Raw genomic sequence first — 18,421 nt, forward strand, 5'->3', positions numbered from 1 at the left:
CGCCCCCTTTAGTTCGCAAAGCCGGCAAAGCGGCGCACGGTCTGCCCATCGGTCAGAACGGACCCGCCGGCCACCACGATTTCGTCGCCGTCCGACAATCCGGTCAGAACCCGGACGTCACCTGTCTGGGTTGGTTCGATGGTCACGGGAACACGCCGTACGGTGCCGACATCTGCACCGACCGGCGAAAAGACCATGACGCCCAGATTGCCCTCGGCGTCGGCGACAATCGCGGTTGGGGGAACGATGATGCCAGTACGCTTGTCGTCGACCTGAACATTGACGGTTACCGACGAGCCGGGCAGCACCCGCAAGTTTTCCGGCGGCGTGAGGCCGAACTGAATTCGGAACGTCTGGCCGACGCTCGAAGTTTCGGCGTCGAATTCGCGGATTTCCAACGGGAAGACCTCGTCACTTGCGGGGAATTTTGCCGTGATCGAAATGCCATCTTCCTGGCTGGTCCTCTGGAACAGGATTTCGGGCACATCGACCTCGATCCTCAATTCGGACAGATCGTGGATCCGGACGATCGGCGTTCCTGCGGCCACGGTGGTGAAGTTCTCGACCTCACGCCGCGATACCAGCGCATCGAACGGCGCGGTCAGGGTCGTGTGCTCGAGGTTGTACTCGGCGTCACGCACCGCGATCGCGGCCAGTTGGGCGGCGGTTTCAGCGTCATCGACAGCGACCTGACTTGCAGTCGTCCCCCGCAGGCGCGACAGGCGGGCCACGGTACGGTCAGCCTGATCCTTCTGAAGACGCGCACGTTCCAGTGCCAGTTCGAACGGCTCTTGGTCCAGCTTTGCAATCAGGCTGCCCTTGGGCACCTGGAACCCTTCGTTGACGGGCAGTTCCACGATCTGTCCGGCGACCTGAAACGCCAGATCGACAGTCTGCCGCGCGGCCACGCGCCCGAAGAACTGGCGTGAGAATCCGGGAGCGGTCTCATGCACCACCATAAGTTTCACAGGCTTGGTGTCGTCTTGCGCCGCAAGCGGTGCGGCCAGTACGGCAAGGGCGAGGCCCAGCGAAGTCAGCAGCTTCATTTCGTCAATCCCTCGGGTATTCCCGTTTTCAGAATGTTGTCCCGGATCTTGCGGGCAAGCCGGGCAAATTGAGCAGTTTCCTCGTCATCCAACCCAGAGGCACGGTGAAACAGCTCTCCGGCGGTGGTGACCAGCATGTTGCGGGCTTCGGCACCTTTGTCGGTCAGCACCAGCAACCACGCACGGCGATCATCGGGATCCTGCTGACGGGTCAGATAACCGGCCGCCTCAAGCGCATCGGCGGTGGCCGTAATGGTCGACGGCACGGTCAGCATGTCGGCCGCCAACACTCCCATCCGCTTGGGCTGATCCAACTTGATCAACATATGGCATTCCTGATGGCTGAGATCGGTATCGATGCAGCCGAAACTCTCTTCCAGTTTCCAGTACAGCGCATAGACGCCCATCATCGCCTGGATCTCAGGGGTCAGTCGGGCCAGCCGTTCACTGATGTCTTTGGTCATGGATGCTCTCCGCACGAGTCGAGCGGTGATATACTTCGGATTCCGAACTATTCAAGATGTGAAGTTGAATTTGCGCAAACCTATGCCGTTCCCTTGGGTCAACATCTCTTGATCTGAGGGCGCTGTGACTGCATTTTGGGCGAATCCGAAACATTCAGGACCCGACATGTACACGCCCGCAATCACCGGTACCGGGGTTTTCACGCCCGAAAACGTCATCACCAATGCCGAGCTGGTCAAAGCCTTCAACGCCTATGCCGACAAGATGAATGCTGCCAACGCCGATGCCATCGCCGCGGGCGAGATGGAGCCGATGCAGCACTCCTCGGAAGAGTTCATCGTCAAGGCCTCGGGCATCGAGAACCGCTACGTCATGGACAAGACCGGTGTGCTGGACCCGGACGTGATGCATCCCCTGCTGCACCAGCGCAGCGATGATGAGCCGGGCATTATGACCGAGATGGCGCTGGACGCCTGCAAAAAGGCGCTGGCTCAGGCAGGTCGGACGGCGGCGGATGTCGATCTGGTGATCTGTGCCGCGTCGAACCATGAACGCGCCTATCCCGCCATTGCGGTCGAAATCCAGAACGCGTTGGGCATCGCTGGTTTTGGGTTCGATATGAACGTGGCCTGTTCTTCGGCGACGTTCGGCATTCAGGCCGCGGCCGACATGATCCGGTCGGGGTCCGTACGGGCGGCGCTGGTGGTCAACCCCGAGATCTGCTCGGGACACCTGGAATGGCGCGACCGGGATTGCCACTTTATCTTCGGTGACGTGGCCACCGCCACGCTGATCGAGCGGATCGAGGGTGCAAAGGGCCCGCATTTCGAAATCCTGTCGACCCGCTGCGCGACCGAGTTTTCGAACAACATCCGCAACAACAACGGTTTTCTGCGGCGCACGCGCCCAGATGGTTTGACCGACCGCCGCGACATGCAGTTCATGCAGAACGGTCGCAAGGTATTCAAGGAAGTGCTGCCGATGGTCAGCAAACACATCAGCGACCACATGGATTCCGAAGGGATCGAAAGCGGCGATCTCAAGCGGCTGTGGCTGCACCAGGCCAACAAGACGATGAATGATTTCATCGGCAAGAAGGTTCTGGGGCGTGAGCCCGAGCCGGGCGAACAACCCAACATCCTGCAGGACTATGCCAATACATCGTCAGCCGGGTCGATCATCGCCTTTTCCAAATATTCAGACGATCTTCAGGATGGCGATGTCGGCCTGATCTGCTCGTTCGGTGCAGGATATTCGGTGGGGTCCGTCATCGTCAAACGCCACGCCTGACACGCCGGCGCCGCCGGTCCACGTCCGGTGCAACAAGCGATAACCTCGAATATTTCGCCCGCGCAGGCGGACTGTTTTTGTATTCCTGAAAACTTCTTCAGAATTGATACAGCGCAACTTAACCCGCGGCCTCCATCTGGAAGGCCATGCAATTCCGCATGTCAGGTGACGCTAGGTTAAGAAAGGTGCGCCATGTTCAAGAGTTCTAAGTCAGGAATGGCGGCCTGGGTTGTCGCCCCGTTTTTGGGGGTTGCTGCAGCCAGCGCGGCCATGGCCGAGCCCCAGGTTTGCAACGCCAACACAGCACGGATCGCAGCCAACAATGGTGACTATGCGGCCCTTTGCGGCTGTTCGCAGGTTACGCCCAGTTTCCTCTCGCATCTGCAACAACGGGCAGATTTCGGGTCGGTTCTTGCCAATACCTCGCAGCAATGTCCGGGGCTGGCCAATCTGCTGAGCGATTTGCCGACCGGATCGATTTCCAACGCCAACAGCTTTGACGGCCGCGAAAACGACCCCAGCGGATTTCAACCCGCATCGAGCACCGGCCCATCCGCCGGCGGCGGATCCGGGTCGGGCGGCGGAAACAGCGGCCCCGGCAATGGCGGGGGGAACGATGACCCCGGTGATGGCGGATCCGACGATCCGGGCAACGGCGGCGGGAATGATGATCCCGGCAACGGCGGCGGCAAGCCTGGTGATGGCGGTGGCAAGCCCGGCAAGGGCGGCGGCAAGCCCGGCCATGGTGACGGCAAGCCCGGCAAGGGTGGCAGTCACGGCGGCGGTAAAGGAAACAACGGCGACGGGAAAGGCGGCGGCAAGGGCAACAATGGCGGCGGCAAAGGCAACAACGGGGGCGGAAATGGGCCCGAGGGCTCAAGCCCCGGACGCGGGAACAATGCCAACAACGACGAAAACTGACTAAGGTTAAGAGCTACTTCAGCTCAGCTTGAGGAAGGCGATGCGCACATCGCCTTTTTCACCGCCCCATGGCGGCTTTTCGGAAACTAGATCAGCTGACGCTTTCCTCTTCGAGGTGCAATTTCATCTCGATCAGAACCTGTTGCAGCAACGAAGTTTCTTTCAGCAGACGCTTGGCTTCGTTGACGGTAATGATGCCATCCTCGATCGCGGCCTGGTATTCGGTCATCAGCATCGCAAACCGCTGGCTCAGTGCGATCACGTCCGAATTGACGCCCCCGGTGCGCGTACGGGTCGAATTGCGCTCATCATAGGACAAGGTGATGTTCTTGAGGTCCGCCAGGGCCGAAGTCACATGCGGGTAGCTGGCCGCGTTTTCCAGACGTGCTACCGCATCCACCGGCATGAACCGGTCACTGTGCTCGGGATTGTCGGAGTAATACCGGCCCAATGTGGCCTTGGATTTCCCTGTGATCTCGCATGCTGCTTCGATCCCCACGTCCTTGACCAAAGCTTCGGTGTGCTTTTTCAGATAGGCCCCGATATCTGCCATTTTTGTACCTTTGTTCGCTGCGCCCTCTTGCCCGGCTGTCCGCACCGGGGAAAGGGAGGGGAAATTTCCCATACTCGAGTCATAATTGAAATGTCATATGTTGGCTATCCCTCAGATATGCGGGGGTTTTGTGAGTGAGTGGCGGCAGTTAATGCCGGTAAAGAGTGTTTGCGGGGCAGTATTTCAGGCCCTGCGCTGTTTCGGCCATTTCGTGGCCGGCGGTGTCGCTGTTGCGGAAGCGGGGTTATCCATCCCCAAGAGCATCTGCTCGGCCTCTGCGACTGCAATGGCGGCGTCGATTTTTTTCAGGACATTGACGACTTGCTCGCGCAGCGTGAGCCGATTAGACCCAGCCCATGGCCAAGCTGTACTTTAACTACTCAACCATGAACGCAGGCAAGTCCACGGTGCTGCTTCAGGCGTCGCACAACTATCGCGAGCGCGGCATGGACACCTATCTGATGACCGCAGCCATTGACGGGCGCGCGGGCCAGGGGCGCATCGCATCGCGGATCGGAATCTCGGAACAGGCCGATACGTTCAATCCCCACGACAATGTGTTCGCGATGATCCAAGATCGTCTTGATCAGGGGAAAGTGGCCTGTGTTTTTGTGGACGAGGCGCAGTTCCTGACCGAAGAACAGGTCTGGCAATTGGCTCGTGCGGTGGATGACCTGAAAGTACCGGTTCTGGCCTACGGGTTGCGGGTGGATTTTCAGGGCAAGCTGTTCCCAGGATCAGCGGCTCTGCTGGCCCTGGCCGATGAAATGCGCGAGGTCCGCACCATCTGCAGATGCGGGCGAAAGGCCACGATGGTGATCCGTCAGGACGAAAACGGAAAAACCATCACCCAAGGCGCGCAGGTGCAGATCGGCGGAAACGAGACCTATGTTTCACTCTGCCGGAAACACTGGCGCGAGGCCGTGGGCAGTTAGACCAGATTTGGCAGCGGTTGCCCGGCGACAAAAGCCGCCACATTGTCCAATGCCATGTGCCCCATATCCGTGCGCACTTGCTCGGTCGCAGTGCCCAGATGCGGCAGCAGGGTGACATTCTCCATCTCGCGCAGCGCCTGCGGCACGGCGGGTTCAAACTCGTAGACATCCAGCCCGGCCCCGGCGATCTGGCCGTTATTCAGCGCATGGATCAGTGCAGCTTCGTCCACGACTTCTCCGCGAGCGATGTTGACCAGAATGGCCGACGGCCGCATAGCTGAAAGAACCGAAGCGTCTATGAGGTGGAAGGTGTCAACACCACCGGGGACGGCGACGACCAGAAAATCGGCCACAGCAGCCAGGGCCGCCAAATCGGGAACGAACTCGGCAGGGAAATCCAGATCCTTGGGCGTGCGGGATTGATAACTGACCTGCATCCCGAATCCGAAATGACAGCGCCGGGCAATGGCTTGCCCGATCCGTCCCATTCCGATGATTCCGACCCATTTTCCGGTGACGTGCTGTCCCAGCATTTGGGTCGGGTGCCAGCCCTGCCAATTGCCGGACCGGACCAGCCGTTCACCCTCGCCCGCGCGGCGGGCCGTTGCCAGCAGCAGAGTCATGGCAATGTCCGCCGTTGCATCCGTGACCGCCCCCGGTGTGTTGGTCACGCGAACACCAGCAGCCTGCGCTGCCGCCACATCAATGTGATTGAAACCCACCCCAAAATTGGCCAGCAGTTTGCACCGCGGAGCCGTGACCATTTCAAAGACATCGGCCGAAAAGACATCACCCAAAGTCGGAACGACCACGTCGTAGTCCCGCAATGCGCGCGCCATCTCATCAATGCTGAGCGGTGCGTTGCTATCTCGGATATCGACGTCGAACTCATCCCGCGCGCGGGCCGTGACCGCGGGGGTCATCGGTCGGGTGATCAACAGCTTCATCAGTGCATCCGCCCGCCCACGGGAACTTTGCCATCAGGACCGATCAAAACAATCTCGCCCGATTCGTCCGGCAGACCCAGAACAAGAACCTCGGACATGAACCGCCCGATCTGACGCGGCGGGAAATTGACCACGGCCAGCACATGTTTGCCGACAAGGGATTCGGGCGTGTAATGCGCGGTAACCTGCGCCGAGGTCTTGCGCTCGCCGATCTCGTCGCCGAAGTCGATCCACATTTTGATCGCGGGCTTGCGGGCCTCGGGATAGGGTTCGGCCCGGATGACCTCTCCTACGCGAATGTCGACCTTGAGGAAGTCGTCGAAGGAAATTTCACTCACCGGACAGCTCCTTGGATCGATCGGTTGCCGCCTTTACGGCACGGTGCAACAGGTTTGGAAACCCATCCTGTTCATGCATCAGGACTTCCAGTGCTGCCTGCGTCGTGCCGTTGGGTGACGTGACATTGATGCGCAATTGCGAAGGATCTTCCTCGGACGCCATGGCCAGAGCCCCTGCCCCGGCGACGGTCGCCTTGGCCAAGCGCATGGCCAAATCATGCGGAAGGCCTTGCGCCTCACCGGCGGCGGCCAGCGTCTCAATCAAATGAAAGACATAGGCCGGGCCCGAGCCGCTGAGACCGGTGACCGCGTCCATCTGCGCCTCATCCTGCAGGCGCACGGTATCACCGATGGCCGAAAGCAGATCTTCGGCCAGGGTCATGTCAGAGCCCGACGTGCTGGCATTTCCAATCAGCGCGGTGATGCCCTGCCGGATCGCCGCAGGCGTGTTCGGCATGGCCCGAATGATCGGAGTACCAGCACCCAGAACACGCTCGAACGTGGCGATGGAAGTTCCGGCGGCGACCGAGATGAACAGGGTTCCGCCGCCCCCCAACGCCTGAATTGCCGGCAATGCCTCGCCCATCATCTGAGGTTTGACGGCAACCAACACGACGGCAGGTTTTTCAGGAAGTGGGGTGTTGATATTGACCCCTTGCGCCCTGAGCCAGTCGGAAGGGTTGGGGTCGATGACCCATACTGATGCGGCTGGCAGGCCATGTTCCAGCCAGCCGGCCAACATGGCCGACCCCATCTTTCCGCATCCCAGAAGCACCAGCCCCTGACCCGCAACGCGTGACATGTCCATGATTGCCCCTCCCCTGCTTTTGCGGTTTGGGGCAAAGCTTTACGCGCGGCCGTAAGCCTCTGCAATGGCGACTTGCATCGCATCCTCGGGCGTACGGTTGCCCCAGGTTACCAACTGGATCGCAGGATAGTAACGCTCGGCGCTCAGGACCGCGGCGGTGATCATCGTGTCGATCTGTTCGGGGCTGGCCGATTGCCCGCCGCTGAGCACCAGGCCGTAGCGGTAGACCATCAGCTTCTGATTGCCCCAGTAGGTGAAGGCGCCGGCCCAGCATTGGTCGTTCATGCGGTTCAGCAGTTCATAGAGATCAGAAACCCGGTCCTCGGGCGGCTCCATCTCGAACGAGCAGACCATCCGCAGAGTCTCGTCATAGTTGGACCAGGCCAGCGTGATCGAGTAGGTGCGCCACTGTCCTTCGACCGCCATGGCGATCTGGTCGTCTCCGATCCGGTCGAAATCCCAATCGTGGTGTTCAGCCAGATGTTCGACAATATCAATCGGATGAATGTCTTCTTCGAAATACTGCTCGGAAAGTGCCATGGTGCCACCTCACTTAATACCTAGCATTTCGGGGCTGGCAGCGCCCCAGCGCTAGTTGCCTGCTCTACAAGCCGGGCTTCCCCCATAGGCCTGTACTAAATATGGTGCGCTGTGGCTGGGACTCTGGCAACCCCCATTCTTGGGGATAACAGCAATAAGTTGTGGACAGCTGGCAACGGCCACCAAAATATTGGCGCCCCCTGCAGCTTTGCCTTGATTTATTTTTACAATGCGGCGAGACTCCCCACACTGCGAAACCCAGCGCGGGTTGAGCGGTGTAGGGTCTTGCCAAAAATTCTGAAATGCCGATCTACGGCTGGGCTTATTTGTCCAGCTTGGTTTCAAGCGCGGCGATCCGCGCTTCCAGCGCCGCGTTTTCTTCGCGCGCTTTCTGGGCCATCGCGCGGACGGCATCGAACTCTTCTCGCGTGACAAAGTCGCGATCCGCTAGCCAGCGGTCGACCAACGACTTCATCGCCGTTTCAGCCTCTTCTCGCGCACCCTGCGCCACGCCCATTGCGTTGGTCATCAACTGGGACATATCGTCCAGAAACTTGTTGCGGGTTTGCATGTGTCTACTCCGGAATCGCGAATGCCTTCTATATGGGGGATAGAGAGCCCAGTCTCAAGGTTGACTTGGTCAGCCAACCCCGGGCAATGAGACGCACATGCAAGCTGTTTTGAATTTCCCCGATCTGTCGCCCGAGCTGTTCTCGATTTCCGCCTTCGGGATCGAGTTCGCGCTGCGGTGGTATGCGCTGGCCTATATCGCGGGCATCCTGATCGCGTGGCGCATGGCGGTGATGGCGGTGCGCCGTCCCGCTTTGTGGCCGGATCAATCCCCTCCTCTGAGACCGGACCAGTTGGAGGACCTGATCACCTGGATCATCCTGGGGGTCATCATCGGCGGCCGATTGGGCTTTGTTCTGTTCTATCAGCCCGAATACTACCTGTCCCACCCGCTTGAGATCCTGAAGGTCTGGCAGGGTGGCATGTCTTTTCACGGCGGCCTTCTGGGTGTGGTGATAGCATCGCTGGTCTTCGCGCGACGCCATTCGGCCCCCTTGCTTTCGCTGGCCGACTTGATCGCCCATACTGTTCCCCCCGGCCTTTTGCTTGGCCGTTTGGCCAATTTCGTCAATGCCGAGCTGTGGGGCCGACCCAGCGAACTGCCCTGGGCGGTGATCTTTCCCGGAGCAGCAGCTCAGGACTGCGCCAATGTCGCTGCTGGACTTTGCGCCCGCCACCCGTCGCAGTTGTACGAGGCTGCGCTGGAAGGCGTGCTGTTGGGCCTGCTATTGTTGTGGCTGGTCTATCGGCGCGGCGCATTTCATTGGCCCGGTCGCATCATGGGCGTATTTCTGGCGGGCTATGGCGCTTCGCGCTTCATCGTCGAGTTCTTTCGTCAACCCGATGCGCAATTCGTCTCGGCCGGAAACCCGCTGGGACTTGCGTGGCATGTGGGCGGCTACGGCCTGACGATGGGCCAGATTCTATCTGTGCCGATGATCGCAGTCGGCTTGTGGTTTGCCCTACGGGCACGGCGGGCGGTATGAGCCTGCTTGGCCATCTGACCGACCGCATCCGGCAGGACGGGCCGATGAGCGTGGCGGACTATATGGCCGAATGTCTTCTGCATCCAACCCACGGCTACTACACCACCCGCGACCCATTGGGCACACATGGAGACTTTGTCACCGCTCCGGAAATCAGCCAGATGTTCGGCGAAGTGATTGGTCTTTGCCTCGCGCAGGGCTGGATTGATCAAGGCAGACCCGGCCGGTTTGCGCTGGTCGAGCTGGGCCCGGGGCGCGGAACACTCATGGCCGACATTCTACGGGCGACCCGGGGCGTGCCCGGGTTCCACGACGCCGCGCAGGTGGTATTGCTCGAAGCCTCGCCCGTTCTGCGCGGACTTCAGGCCGAGGCCCTGGATGCGCACGCACCGAACTGGATCGTTTCGGTGGGCGATCTCCCAGAGCTTCCGCTATTTCTTGTGGCCAATGAATTTTTCGACGCTTTGCCCATCCGCCAGTTTCTGCGCGACGGCGACGGCTGGTGCGAACGTCTTGTGGGCCTGCAGGGCGATCAGCTGGCATTCGGCCTTGGCCCGAGGGCGACGCAAGCGGCCTTGGCGACGCGCCTCGAGGATACACGGGACGGTGATCTGGTCGAGCTGTGCGCGGCGGCGGTTCCCATCGTGACCGAAACGGCCCGCATCATCCGTAGCCACGGTGGTATGGCTCTCGTCATCGACTATGGCGACTGGCGTTCGCTGGGCGACACGTTGCAGGCCGTCAAGGGGCACGAATACGTCGACCCGCTCGCCACACCGGGTCAGGCCGACCTGACTGCACATGTGGATTTCGAAACGCTGGCATTGGCGGCGGGCGCGACGGGCTGCGCCCATACGCGGCTGACGCCTCAGGGTGTGTTTCTTGAGCGTCTGGGCATCACCCAACGCGCACAATCTCTGGCCGGCGCGTTGACCGGATCAAAACTGGAAACGCTGGTTCGGGCACATCGGCGGTTGACGCACCCAGAGGAAATGGGAAACCTGTTCAAGGTGCTGGGCCTCTACCCGAAAACTGCGATGCCACCATCGGGACTTGGGACATGACTCTGGAAATTCTGACCTCGGATTTGCTGTCACCGATTCGACACGGGTTCTTCAGTCGCAAGGGCGGCGCCTCGTCCGGTATCTTCAGCGGGCTGAATTGTGGCACGGGCTCGTCCGACCTGAGCGAGGCGGTCGCGCTGAACCGAAGCAGAGTGGCCGAGGCCATGGGCGTCAAACTGGATGCATTGGTCGGCGTGCATCAGGTACATTCCCCACACGTGATCACCGTCGACAAGCCGATTGCAGGCGAGAAGCCAAGGGCCGATGCAATCGTTACCGCAACGCCGGGCCTCGCGCTGACGATCCTGACGGCAGACTGCCAGCCGGTACTGTTTGCGGATCCTCAAGCTAAAGTGATCGGGGCGGCACATGCGGGATGGCGCGGTGCTCTGGACGGTGTCCTTGAGGCGACGCTGGACGCCATGGAGGCGCTGGGTGCGCACCGCAAAAACATCATCGCAGTCATCGGCCCGACGATCTCGCAGCGCGCCTACGAGGTTGGCCCGGAGTTTCTGGAAGACTTCCTTTTGGAAAGCCAGGACAACGCGCGTTTCTTTGCAAATGGGCAAGGCGACCGGATGCATTTCGACCTGCCGGCCTTTGGCCTTCACAAGCTGCGTCAGGCCGGCGTCGGGCAGGCAGAATGGACGCGGCATTGCACCTATTCGGATCCCGACAAGTTCTATTCCTACCGGCGCGCGACCCACGCCGGCGAGGCGGATTACGGCCGCCTGATTTCCGCCATACGATTGTAAAGATCGGCCGAATTAAGGCGAAAGCGCCACTTTTCCGCCACATTTATTGTGTCTATCTGTCATCAGAATCGTTGTTAATTTTTGCCAGTGCTCAGATGGTTATCCGTTCTCCGAACGTCTGATTTCTGGCATCCGAACTCAGGGGGTGCCGCAAGACTTCATCATTGTCCTAAATTGATCCCGGAACAGCCACATCGCTGCCGCAAAGACGCGTCACATTGGCTTTACAAAGGGAAAAGGGCTTAGGCCCGAACTTCGAGCAGGACATGAATATGAAGTTGAAATCTCGCTTTCTTCGCGCCGTTGTCGCGGCCACCAGGGACCAACAACCGGAAATGCCCTGGAAGCGGGTTTCCAGTCACTCTGCAAGGGTCGTGCGCCGGTTGGCCGCGCGACGCTGATACGAAATCCCTCTGGGGCCAGCTGCCGGCCTCAACAGGGCAAGACGCGCACCGGAAGCTGCTCTGGGCCGGTGCGTGAACCGAGGCTGGTATTCGCAGCCGACGTTTTTCAGGGCGTTTGTGTGCGGACAATTACGTTCGCAGTGTACGAGTTTGTCTGGGGGGTCATTGTGTTGACCAAACGAATGCGAAATCCATTCGCCATGCGCGGCCATGTCGGTACCCGCATGGAGGTGGCGCACTTTTTTTCAAGACAAAGAATCAAGCTGTCAGGCGGGCCTGCACGGGGATGTTTCCCGCCTGTTCGGCGTATTGGAAGGAACGGAATAATATGACTATTCCAAATTCACTGGCACGTGCCGCGCAGAATGCCCTCGACACTTCGGCATTGCTGCGCGAAGCACCGCGTCCAGGCACCAAACAGAAGGCGCAACTGCGTCGATACGAGGTGAGTGCGCTGCTGAAAAACGGGGAAGTTTCGCAGACACGCCACATCGCACCGGCGCTGCCCGTTTTCGAAGACGCGTTCTGCGCCTTTACACGTGGGTCTCTGGTCGAGACGGAACACGGCCCGGTCGCCATCGAGGACTTGATGCCGGGCGACACGGTCCTGACCCAGACCGGCGCATCCGAAAAGGTGTTGTGGAAAGGCTCGGTCACTTTGGTACCTGGCCGCGAAGACTCGCGCGGGCGGACACGCCCTTTGACCCGCATCATGGCAGACACGTTCGGCATGCAAAAACCATTGTCCGGCGTCATTGCCGGCCCCGCAGCCCGCTTGCTGGCGACGCCGGCGCATCTAAGGCATCTCGGAGGTGGCCAGCCGATGTTGACACCCGTTGCCGAATTTCAGGACGGCATGTCCGTGATCGAAACGCAGCCGCCCACTCCGGTCGAGCTGTTCCATATCTGCCTGGAGCGCCACGCGGTCATCAATGTCGATGGGCTGCAGTTCGAAACCTATCATCCCGGCGTGAACGCGGTCCGGATGATGAGCCACTCGCTGCGCTCGATCTACCTGAACCTGTTCGCGCATATCCATTCCTTGCACGATTTCGGTCCGCTGCTCATGGCGCGTGCCGGGGAGGGCGAGATCGACGCCATCACGGCGTGACAGCTTTGACCATCACCACTGCATTTTGGGGGGCAACATGCAGATTTTACTGAGTTGGGCCATTTCTCTGGCCATCGTGGCGGTGCTCCCGCCATGCGCATCGCAAACCAGACGCGCCGGCTTTACGCCGTCCGGTTCATCCGTTCTTCCAATACGTCGAACGGCACGCCGGGTTCGTCTTTTGCACCGCGGATGACAAGCGAAGTCTTGACGCTGGCCACGTTCGGCGTGGTCAGCAACTCACCCGTCAGGAACTGTTGAAAACTGCTGAGGTCGGGGGCGACGCATTTCAGGATGAAGTCGACCTCGCCGTTCAGCATGTGGCATTCCCGGACCAAGGGCCAGTCTCGGCAGCGGTCTTCGAACGCCCGCAGTTCCGCTTCGGCCTGGCTTTCAAGGCCTACCATCGCAAAGACCTGAACTTCGAACCCCAGTTCCCGGGCGTTGACCTCGGCGTGGTATCCTCGGATAAAGCCAGCCTCCTCCAACGTGCGCACGCGCCGCAGGCAGGGTGGGGCCGAGATTCCGACACGTTTTGCGAGCTCGACATTGGTCATTCGTCCGTCTGCCTGCAGTTCTGCAAGGATCTTTCGGTCGATCTCGTCCAGCCGTGTCGTGACCATGCGGTGCTCCTGAAATTTTCGGTTCTTATATCAGCGCAGGTGCCATGCGCAATATTCTTTCGCACCAGCGCAATAATCTTTGTCTGTCGATCAGGCAAGCCGGCACCTTGGAACCACATGACGGACGCGTGAGACGAAGGGGCTTTAAGCCGACCGATGCTGTCGCTATATCGAAGCCCGGCGCCCACGACGGCGCTCAGGCAATAATCGAGTGGGGGTTCCATGGCCGAGACACGACACACCAAGGTTCTGATCATCGGATCGGGGCCTGCCGGATACACTGCGGGCGTCTATGCCAGCCGCGCGATGTTGAACCCGATTCTGGTGCAAGGCATCGAACCGGGCGGCCAGCTGACCACCACCACCGAGGTCGAGAACTGGCCGGGCGACACCGAAGTTCAAGGCCCCGACCTGATGGTGCGCATGCAGGATCACGCCAAGGCCATGGGCTGCGAGGTGATCGGTGACATCATTAACGACCTGGACCTGTCCAAACGTCCTTTCACCGCCAAGGGCGACAGCGGCACCGTCTACACTGCGGACGCGGTCATCTTGGCGACCGGCGCACGCGCCAAATGGCTGGGGCTGCCGTCGGAAGAAAAATTCAAGGGCTTCGGTGTTTCGGCCTGCGCCACCTGTGACGGGTTCTTCTATCGCGGACAGGAGATCGTGGTGATCGGCGGCGGCAACACCGCCGTGGAAGAAGCGCTGTTCCTGACCAATTTCGCCAGCAAGGTCACGTTGATCCACCGCCGGGACGAGCTGCGGGCCGAGAAGATCCTGCAGGAGCGCCTGTTCAAGAACGACAAGATCGAGCCGCTGTGGTTCCACCAGCTGGAGGAAGTGATTGGCACAGATAACCCGCTGGGCGTCGAAGGCGTGCTGGTGAAGAACGTCAAGACGGGCGAAATCACCGAGATCCCCTGCAAGGGCGTGTTCGTCGCCATCGGCCACGCACCTGCCAACGAACTGGTCAAGGACGTGCTGGAAACCCATATGGGCGGCTATGTCAAAACCAAACCCGGCACCACGCAGACCTCGATCCCCGGCGTGTTCGCCGCCGGTGACCTGACCGACCATGTGTACCGGCAGGCCGTGACCTCGGCCGGAATGGGCTGCATGGCGGCGCTGGATGCCGAACGGTTCCTTGCCGAACAGGAATGACCGCGACGCGCAGCGCCTTCGGCGCTGCGTACCGCCCTCCTCTGGCACCTTGACCCGCACTGCGCGGCAACGCAGACTTGCCCCCGAGCGCGGCAGATTTCAGGTGATCTTTTGAACACCCCCCTTTGGCAGGGCAGTTGGGCGACCCGTCTCAGGATCATCAGTGGTCTTGTGCTGTTTGCCTTTGCTTTCTTCCACTTCATCAATATCGGGCTGGGGCTGTTTCACACCGACTACCTGCATGACATGCAGGACTCTCGGAAAATGGTCACACGCCATTCGATTGGCAGCGCTGTCCTGTATCTTGCCCTGATCGTACATGCAGGTCTGGCATTGGTGTCGATCGCCCAGCGCCGAACTCTGCGAATGCCCTTTCATACGGGCCTGCAAATCATTCTTGGCCTTCTCATTCCGCTGCAACTGATTTCGCACATCGTCCAGACACGCTATGCGCATCAGGTTTTCGACGTGAATGACGAGATGGGGTACATCATCATTCTGATGTGGCCAAACTCGGCCATCTGGATGCAAAGTCTGCTGATGCTGATCGTCTGGATACACGGGTGCATCGGACTGCATATCTGGCTGCGACTGACCTCGTGGTGGCGCCAAACCGTACCCTACCTGATCGGAGTTGCCGTCTTCATCCCAAGCTTTGCCCTGGCCGGTTTGCTGACCGAAGGGCGGCGCATCTGGATGGATTTTGCGGATCCGGATCTACGCGAACAGTATATCGAGCATTACAACTGGCCCGGCCCCGAAGAGTTCCAGGTTTTGTTCAGCGTCAAGGACAACGCCTTGATGGCCTTCTGGATCGCGCTTGGTGCAGCTCTTGCGTTCCATTTCGGAGGCAAGCTTTGGCGCAGACGGCATTCGGTGCGCGTCAGATATGTCGATGGGCCGGAAGTGACCTCAGAGAAAGGCATGACCCTGCTTGAGATGTCACAAGCCAACGGTATTCCGCATACTGCACTGTGCGGCGGCAGGGGGCGCTGCACCACCTGCCGCGTCATCGTCGAGGATGGCGCCGAGTCACTACCACCGCCCAGCGAGGTCGAAGCCCGCAGCCTGAAAGCCGTGGGGGCCATACAGCGCACGCGCCTTGCCTGCCAGGTCCGCCCCTCTAGCCCTTTGACGGTTTTCCGTGTTTTCCGGCCGGATGGTGGACGCCAGCGGGCGCATGCCAGCCAGGGGCAAGAGCGTAAACTGGCCGTGCTGTTTCTGGACATGCGCGGGTTTACCGCGCGCACAACGGGACAACTGCCCTATGACATCGTGTTCCTGCTGAACCGGTTCTTTGACGCCATTGTTCCAGCCATTACCGCAGACGGCGGGGTGGTCGACAAATACATGGGCGATGGTCTTTTGGCCGTGTTCGAAACACCCGACACGTCCAGCTCGGCCCGTTCTGCCCTGAAAGCTGCGATCGACATCAGTCATGCGCTTGCGCAGTTCAACCAGCAGCTGTCCCAGGAAAACAGCCCCGCGATCCGCATCGGCATGGGCCTGCACCTGGGCGACCTTGTGTTGGGAGAGATCGGCGCTGCCGGCCACGCCGCGCGGACCATCATCGGTGACGCCGTGAACGTCGCCAGTCGGCTGGAAGGAGAAACCAAGGCGCTCGGGGCCGAGCTGTTGGTCTCGGAAGCCGTGCTGCGCGCGGCCGGGTGTGAGACCGATGGCCTTGACCTGCGTCTGTTCCATCTGCGGGGCGTAACCGAGCCCGTCCCTGCCCTGCCCGTCGAGCGCGCTCTGGATCTGGACCAACTTCTGACCTCATCAGAACAGATCGCCGCCGGTTGACGATATTGTCCCCATCCGGTGGGATTTTCGTCGCTTTTTCGGTTCTGGCCCGGAAAAACCTTCCATTCCGGGGAAAAACCGCGCATATCCTCCTTTGTTTCATGAATGTATATGGACTTCGACTGACGACCGGGGCACATGGCCCGGAAATGCACCTGAATCACTGACTGACCACACTGCCTCAAGAGTATTGCGATGACGATGTTGAGTAACCTGGCTCCGATCCCAGAACTGTATGTTTCCTATGAATCCGCCCAAAAGCTGAAAGTCGAAGCCGCCGACCTGACCAGCTGGGACCTCACCCCGCGCCAGATCTGTGATCTGGAATTGCTGATGAATGGCGGGTTCAACCCGCTCAAGGGCTTTTTGAGTCAGGAAGACTATGACAGCGTCGTCGAAAACATGCGCTTGGCCGACGGAAGCCTTTGGCCGATGCCGATCACACTGGATGTGAACGAAGATTTCGCCGATCAGATCGAACTGGGTCAGGACATTGCGCTGCGCGACCAGGAAGGCGTGATCTTGGCGACCATGACCGTTACCGACCGCTGGACCCCGGACAAATCGCGTGAGGCCGAGCAGGTGTTCGGTGCCGATGATGATGCGCATCCGGCCGTGAACTACCTGCACAACGTGGCAGGCAAGGTTTATTTGGGCGGCCCCGTGACCGGCATCCAGCCGCCGGTGCATTATGATTTCAAGGCGCGCCGCGACACCCCGAACGAGTTGCGCGCTTATTTCCGCAAGGTCGGTTGGCGCCGCATCGTGGCTTTCCAGACCCGCAACCCGCTGCACCGCGCACACCAGGAACTGACTTTCCGCGCCGCGCGTGAGGCGCAGGCCAACCTGCTGATCCACCCGGTTGTGGGCATGACCAAGCCCGGTGATGTCGATCACTTCACCCGCGTGCGCTGCTATGAGGCGGTGCTGGACAAATACCCGGCCTCGACCACCACCATGAGCCTGCTGAACCTGGCGATGCGCATGGCCGGCCCGCGCGAAGCGGTCTGGCACGGCCTGATCCGCAAAAACCACGGCTGCACCCACTTCATCGTCGGCCGCGACCATGCCGGCCCCGGCAAGAACAGCCAGGGTGAGGATTTCTACGGCCCCTATGACGCCCAGGACCTGTTCCGCAAATTCCAGGACGAGATCGGCATCGAGATGGTCGATTTCAAACACATGGTCTATGTGCAGGAACGCGCCCAATACGAACCCGCGGACGAGATCGAGGACCGCGACAACGTCACGATCCTGAACATCTCGGGCACCGAACTGCGCCGCCGTCTGCGCGAGGGGCTTGAGATCCCCGAGTGGTTCTCGTTCCCCGAGGTGGTCGAGCAGCTCCGCCGCCGCTATCCGCCGCGCAGCCAGCAGGGCTTTACCGTCTTCTTCACCGGTTTCTCGGGCTCGGGCAAATCGACCATCGCCAACGCTCTGATGGTCAAGCTGATGGAGATGGGCGGCCGTCCCGTCACGTTGCTGGACGGTGACATCGTCCGCAAGAACCTCAGCTCGGAACTGGGCTTCTCGAAGGAACACCGGGACCTGAACATCCGCCGCATCGGCTATGTGGCCTCCGAGATCACCAAGAACGGCGGCATCGCCATCTGTGCCCCGATCGCGCCCTACGCCACCACCCGCCGCGCCGTGCGCGAGGAGATCGAGCAGTTCGGCGCGTTCTGCGAAGTTCACGTGGCCACCAGCATCGAGGAATGCGAGCGCCGCGACCGCAAGGGCCTGTACAAGCTGGCGCGTGAAGGCAAGATCAAAGAGTTCACTGGTATTTCGGACCCTTACGACGTGCCGGAAAACCCGGAACTGCGCGTCGAGACCGAGAATGTGGACGTGGACAACTGTGCCCATCAGGTTCTGCTGAAGCTGGAAAGCATGGGATTGATTGCCGGATCCTGAGCCACAGCTAGTTGCTGTCAACACTGACCCCCGGAGACATCTCCGGGGGTCTTTCATTTCCAGAACACTGCTTTGAACACCCCCCTTCCATCCGCGAAGATTGGCGGTCGTTCGACGTTTCATCCAAAAAATGCTACTATTTCGCATCTTTTGAGCAGACATATTTTGTCTGCATCCTTTGGGA

At 60.2% G+C, this 18,421-nt stretch carries 19 protein-coding genes; 10 read left to right on the forward strand and 9 right to left on the reverse strand.

Going from position 1 to position 18,421, the window contains the following annotated elements:
* Positions 1-8 precede the first annotated feature (8 nt).
* Both ACR0NB_RS09100 and ACR0NB_RS09105 read right to left on the reverse strand, forming a co-directional pair.
* Positions 9-1,046, reverse strand: a complete 1,038-nt coding sequence (locus ACR0NB_RS09100) for an efflux RND transporter periplasmic adaptor subunit (RefSeq protein WP_170404806.1) — start codon at positions 1,044-1,046, stop codon at positions 9-11.
* Positions 1,043-1,510 (reverse strand): MarR family winged helix-turn-helix transcriptional regulator, encoded by a 468-nt coding sequence (locus ACR0NB_RS09105; RefSeq protein WP_093964681.1) that lies wholly within the window; start codon positions 1,508-1,510, stop codon positions 1,043-1,045. Before ACR0NB_RS09105 ends, ACR0NB_RS09100 begins: the two co-directional genes overlap by 4 nt.
* 166 nt (positions 1,511-1,676) lie before the next feature.
* Between ACR0NB_RS09105 and ACR0NB_RS09110 the strand changes: the two genes are divergently transcribed.
* Both ACR0NB_RS09110 and ACR0NB_RS09115 read left to right on the forward strand, forming a co-directional pair.
* The gene (locus tag ACR0NB_RS09110) at positions 1,677-2,801 is read left to right on the forward strand and encodes a beta-ketoacyl-ACP synthase III (RefSeq protein WP_480775463.1); all 1,125 of its coding nucleotides are present in this window, start codon (positions 1,677-1,679) and stop codon (positions 2,799-2,801) included.
* A gap of 192 nt (positions 2,802-2,993) precedes the next feature.
* Positions 2,994-3,722: a hypothetical protein gene (locus ACR0NB_RS09115; protein ID WP_170441670.1), complete on the forward strand. Its 729-nt coding sequence runs from the start codon at positions 2,994-2,996 to the stop codon at positions 3,720-3,722.
* A gap of 91 nt (positions 3,723-3,813) precedes the next feature.
* Here ACR0NB_RS09115 and ACR0NB_RS09120 read toward each other — a convergent pair whose 3' ends face one another.
* Positions 3,814-4,275 (reverse strand): hypothetical protein, encoded by a 462-nt coding sequence (locus ACR0NB_RS09120; protein WP_170340605.1) that lies wholly within the window; start codon positions 4,273-4,275, stop codon positions 3,814-3,816.
* Positions 4,276-4,631: 356 nt separating this feature from the next.
* On the opposite strand from ACR0NB_RS09120, the gene ACR0NB_RS09125 reads away from it, so the two are divergent.
* Positions 4,632-5,210 (forward strand): thymidine kinase, encoded by a 579-nt coding sequence (locus tag ACR0NB_RS09125; protein WP_170357151.1) that lies wholly within the window; start codon positions 4,632-4,634, stop codon positions 5,208-5,210.
* On the opposite strand, the gene ACR0NB_RS09130 is transcribed toward ACR0NB_RS09125, so the two are convergent.
* From ACR0NB_RS09130 to ACR0NB_RS09150, 5 genes are all read right to left on the reverse strand, one after another.
* Positions 5,207-6,157 (reverse strand): 2-hydroxyacid dehydrogenase, encoded by a 951-nt coding sequence (locus ACR0NB_RS09130; protein ID WP_480775464.1) that lies wholly within the window; start codon positions 6,155-6,157, stop codon positions 5,207-5,209. The two genes, ACR0NB_RS09125 and ACR0NB_RS09130, sit on opposite strands and share 4 nt — an antisense overlap.
* A complete protein-coding gene (locus ACR0NB_RS09135) occupies positions 6,157-6,495 on the reverse strand; it encodes a tRNA-binding protein (protein WP_170357149.1) in 339 nt (112 codons plus the stop codon). Before ACR0NB_RS09135 ends, ACR0NB_RS09130 begins: the two co-directional genes overlap by 1 nt.
* Positions 6,488-7,303 carry a pyrroline-5-carboxylate reductase gene (gene proC / locus ACR0NB_RS09140; protein WP_480775465.1) on the reverse strand — a complete coding sequence of 272 codons (816 nt, stop codon included), beginning with the start codon at positions 7,301-7,303 and terminating at the stop codon, positions 6,488-6,490. Before proC ends, ACR0NB_RS09135 begins: the two co-directional genes overlap by 8 nt.
* A 39-nt stretch (positions 7,304-7,342) precedes the next feature.
* The gene (locus ACR0NB_RS09145) at positions 7,343-7,843 is read right to left on the reverse strand and encodes a type III secretion system chaperone family protein (RefSeq protein WP_093964674.1); all 501 of its coding nucleotides are present in this window, start codon (positions 7,841-7,843) and stop codon (positions 7,343-7,345) included.
* 322 nt (positions 7,844-8,165) lie between these two features.
* Entirely contained in the window at positions 8,166-8,414 is a 249-nt protein-coding gene (locus ACR0NB_RS09150; RefSeq protein ID WP_170357147.1) for an accessory factor UbiK family protein, read from the reverse strand.
* Between the two features lie 97 nt (positions 8,415-8,511).
* Here ACR0NB_RS09150 and lgt point away from each other — a divergent pair, with 97 nt between their 5' ends.
* The 4 genes from lgt (at position 8,512) to ACR0NB_RS09170 (ending at position 12,733) form a co-directional block, all read left to right on the forward strand.
* Positions 8,512-9,399 carry a prolipoprotein diacylglyceryl transferase gene (lgt, locus tag ACR0NB_RS09155; protein ID WP_170581742.1) on the forward strand — a complete coding sequence of 296 codons (888 nt, stop codon included), beginning with the start codon at positions 8,512-8,514 and terminating at the stop codon, positions 9,397-9,399.
* Positions 9,396-10,463 (forward strand): class I SAM-dependent methyltransferase, encoded by a 1,068-nt coding sequence (locus ACR0NB_RS09160; protein WP_170581744.1) that lies wholly within the window; start codon positions 9,396-9,398, stop codon positions 10,461-10,463. The genes lgt and ACR0NB_RS09160 overlap by 4 nt, the downstream gene beginning before the upstream one ends.
* Positions 10,460-11,218 (forward strand): peptidoglycan editing factor PgeF, encoded by a 759-nt coding sequence (gene pgeF, locus ACR0NB_RS09165; RefSeq protein WP_170357144.1) that lies wholly within the window; start codon positions 10,460-10,462, stop codon positions 11,216-11,218. The genes ACR0NB_RS09160 and pgeF overlap by 4 nt, the downstream gene beginning before the upstream one ends.
* Positions 11,219-11,950: 732 nt before the next feature.
* On the forward strand, positions 11,951-12,733 hold the full coding sequence (locus ACR0NB_RS09170) for a Hint domain-containing protein (RefSeq protein ID WP_170357143.1): 783 nt from the start codon (positions 11,951-11,953) through the stop codon (positions 12,731-12,733).
* A gap of 122 nt (positions 12,734-12,855) precedes the next feature.
* Here ACR0NB_RS09170 and ACR0NB_RS09175 read toward each other — a convergent pair whose 3' ends face one another.
* Entirely contained in the window at positions 12,856-13,356 is a 501-nt protein-coding gene (locus ACR0NB_RS09175; RefSeq protein ID WP_093964666.1) for an Lrp/AsnC family transcriptional regulator, read from the reverse strand.
* Between the two features lie 222 nt (positions 13,357-13,578).
* Between ACR0NB_RS09175 and trxB the strand changes: the two genes are divergently transcribed.
* The 3 genes from trxB (at position 13,579) to ACR0NB_RS09190 (ending at position 18,237) form a co-directional block, all read left to right on the forward strand.
* The gene (trxB, locus tag ACR0NB_RS09180) at positions 13,579-14,520 is read left to right on the forward strand and encodes a thioredoxin-disulfide reductase (protein ID WP_480775466.1); all 942 of its coding nucleotides are present in this window, start codon (positions 13,579-13,581) and stop codon (positions 14,518-14,520) included.
* Positions 14,521-14,631: 111 nt separating this feature from the next.
* Positions 14,632-16,323, forward strand: coding sequence for an adenylate/guanylate cyclase domain-containing protein (locus tag ACR0NB_RS09185; protein ID WP_480775467.1), 1,692 nt, complete (start codon positions 14,632-14,634; stop codon positions 16,321-16,323).
* A gap of 195 nt (positions 16,324-16,518) precedes the next feature.
* Entirely contained in the window at positions 16,519-18,237 is a 1,719-nt protein-coding gene (locus ACR0NB_RS09190) for a bifunctional sulfate adenylyltransferase/adenylylsulfate kinase (RefSeq protein WP_480636582.1), read from the forward strand.
* The last annotated feature ends 184 nt before the right edge of the window (positions 18,238-18,421 follow it).

It is taken from the genome of Ruegeria sp. CG3, assembly GCF_056537205.1.

Bases quoted from the DNA above. Each gene is read 5' to 3' on its own strand.
- ACR0NB_RS09125 (WP_170357151.1), top strand. From the start codon at position 4,632: ATGGCCAAGCTGTACTTTAACTACTCAACCATGAACGCAGGCAAGTCC.
- ACR0NB_RS09110 (WP_480775463.1), top strand. From the start codon at position 1,677: ATGTACACGCCCGCAATCACCGGTACCGGGGTTTTCACGCCCGAAAAC.
- ACR0NB_RS09120 (WP_170340605.1), bottom strand. From the start codon at position 4,275: ATGGCAGATATCGGGGCCTATCTGAAAAAGCACACCGAAGCTTTGGTC.
- ACR0NB_RS09105 (WP_093964681.1), bottom strand. From the start codon at position 1,510: ATGACCAAAGACATCAGTGAACGGCTGGCCCGACTGACCCCTGAGATC.
- lgt (WP_170581742.1), top strand. From the start codon at position 8,512: ATGCAAGCTGTTTTGAATTTCCCCGATCTGTCGCCCGAGCTGTTCTCG.
- ACR0NB_RS09100 (WP_170404806.1), bottom strand. From the start codon at position 1,046: ATGAAGCTGCTGACTTCGCTGGGCCTCGCCCTTGCCGTACTGGCCGCA.
- ACR0NB_RS09145 (WP_093964674.1), bottom strand. From the start codon at position 7,843: ATGGCACTTTCCGAGCAGTATTTCGAAGAAGACATTCATCCGATTGAT.
- ACR0NB_RS09160 (WP_170581744.1), top strand. From the start codon at position 9,396: ATGAGCCTGCTTGGCCATCTGACCGACCGCATCCGGCAGGACGGGCCG.
- ACR0NB_RS09190 (WP_480636582.1), top strand. From the start codon at position 16,519: ATGACGATGTTGAGTAACCTGGCTCCGATCCCAGAACTGTATGTTTCC.
- ACR0NB_RS09175 (WP_093964666.1), bottom strand. From the start codon at position 13,356: ATGGTCACGACACGGCTGGACGAGATCGACCGAAAGATCCTTGCAGAA.
- ACR0NB_RS09130 (WP_480775464.1), bottom strand. From the start codon at position 6,157: ATGAAGCTGTTGATCACCCGACCGATGACCCCCGCGGTCACGGCCCGC.
- pgeF (WP_170357144.1), top strand. From the start codon at position 10,460: ATGACTCTGGAAATTCTGACCTCGGATTTGCTGTCACCGATTCGACAC.
- trxB (WP_480775466.1), top strand. From the start codon at position 13,579: ATGGCCGAGACACGACACACCAAGGTTCTGATCATCGGATCGGGGCCT.
- proC (WP_480775465.1), bottom strand. From the start codon at position 7,303: ATGGACATGTCACGCGTTGCGGGTCAGGGGCTGGTGCTTCTGGGATGC.
- ACR0NB_RS09115 (WP_170441670.1), top strand. From the start codon at position 2,994: ATGTTCAAGAGTTCTAAGTCAGGAATGGCGGCCTGGGTTGTCGCCCCG.
- ACR0NB_RS09170 (WP_170357143.1), top strand. From the start codon at position 11,951: ATGACTATTCCAAATTCACTGGCACGTGCCGCGCAGAATGCCCTCGAC.
- ACR0NB_RS09150 (WP_170357147.1), bottom strand. From the start codon at position 8,414: ATGCAAACCCGCAACAAGTTTCTGGACGATATGTCCCAGTTGATGACC.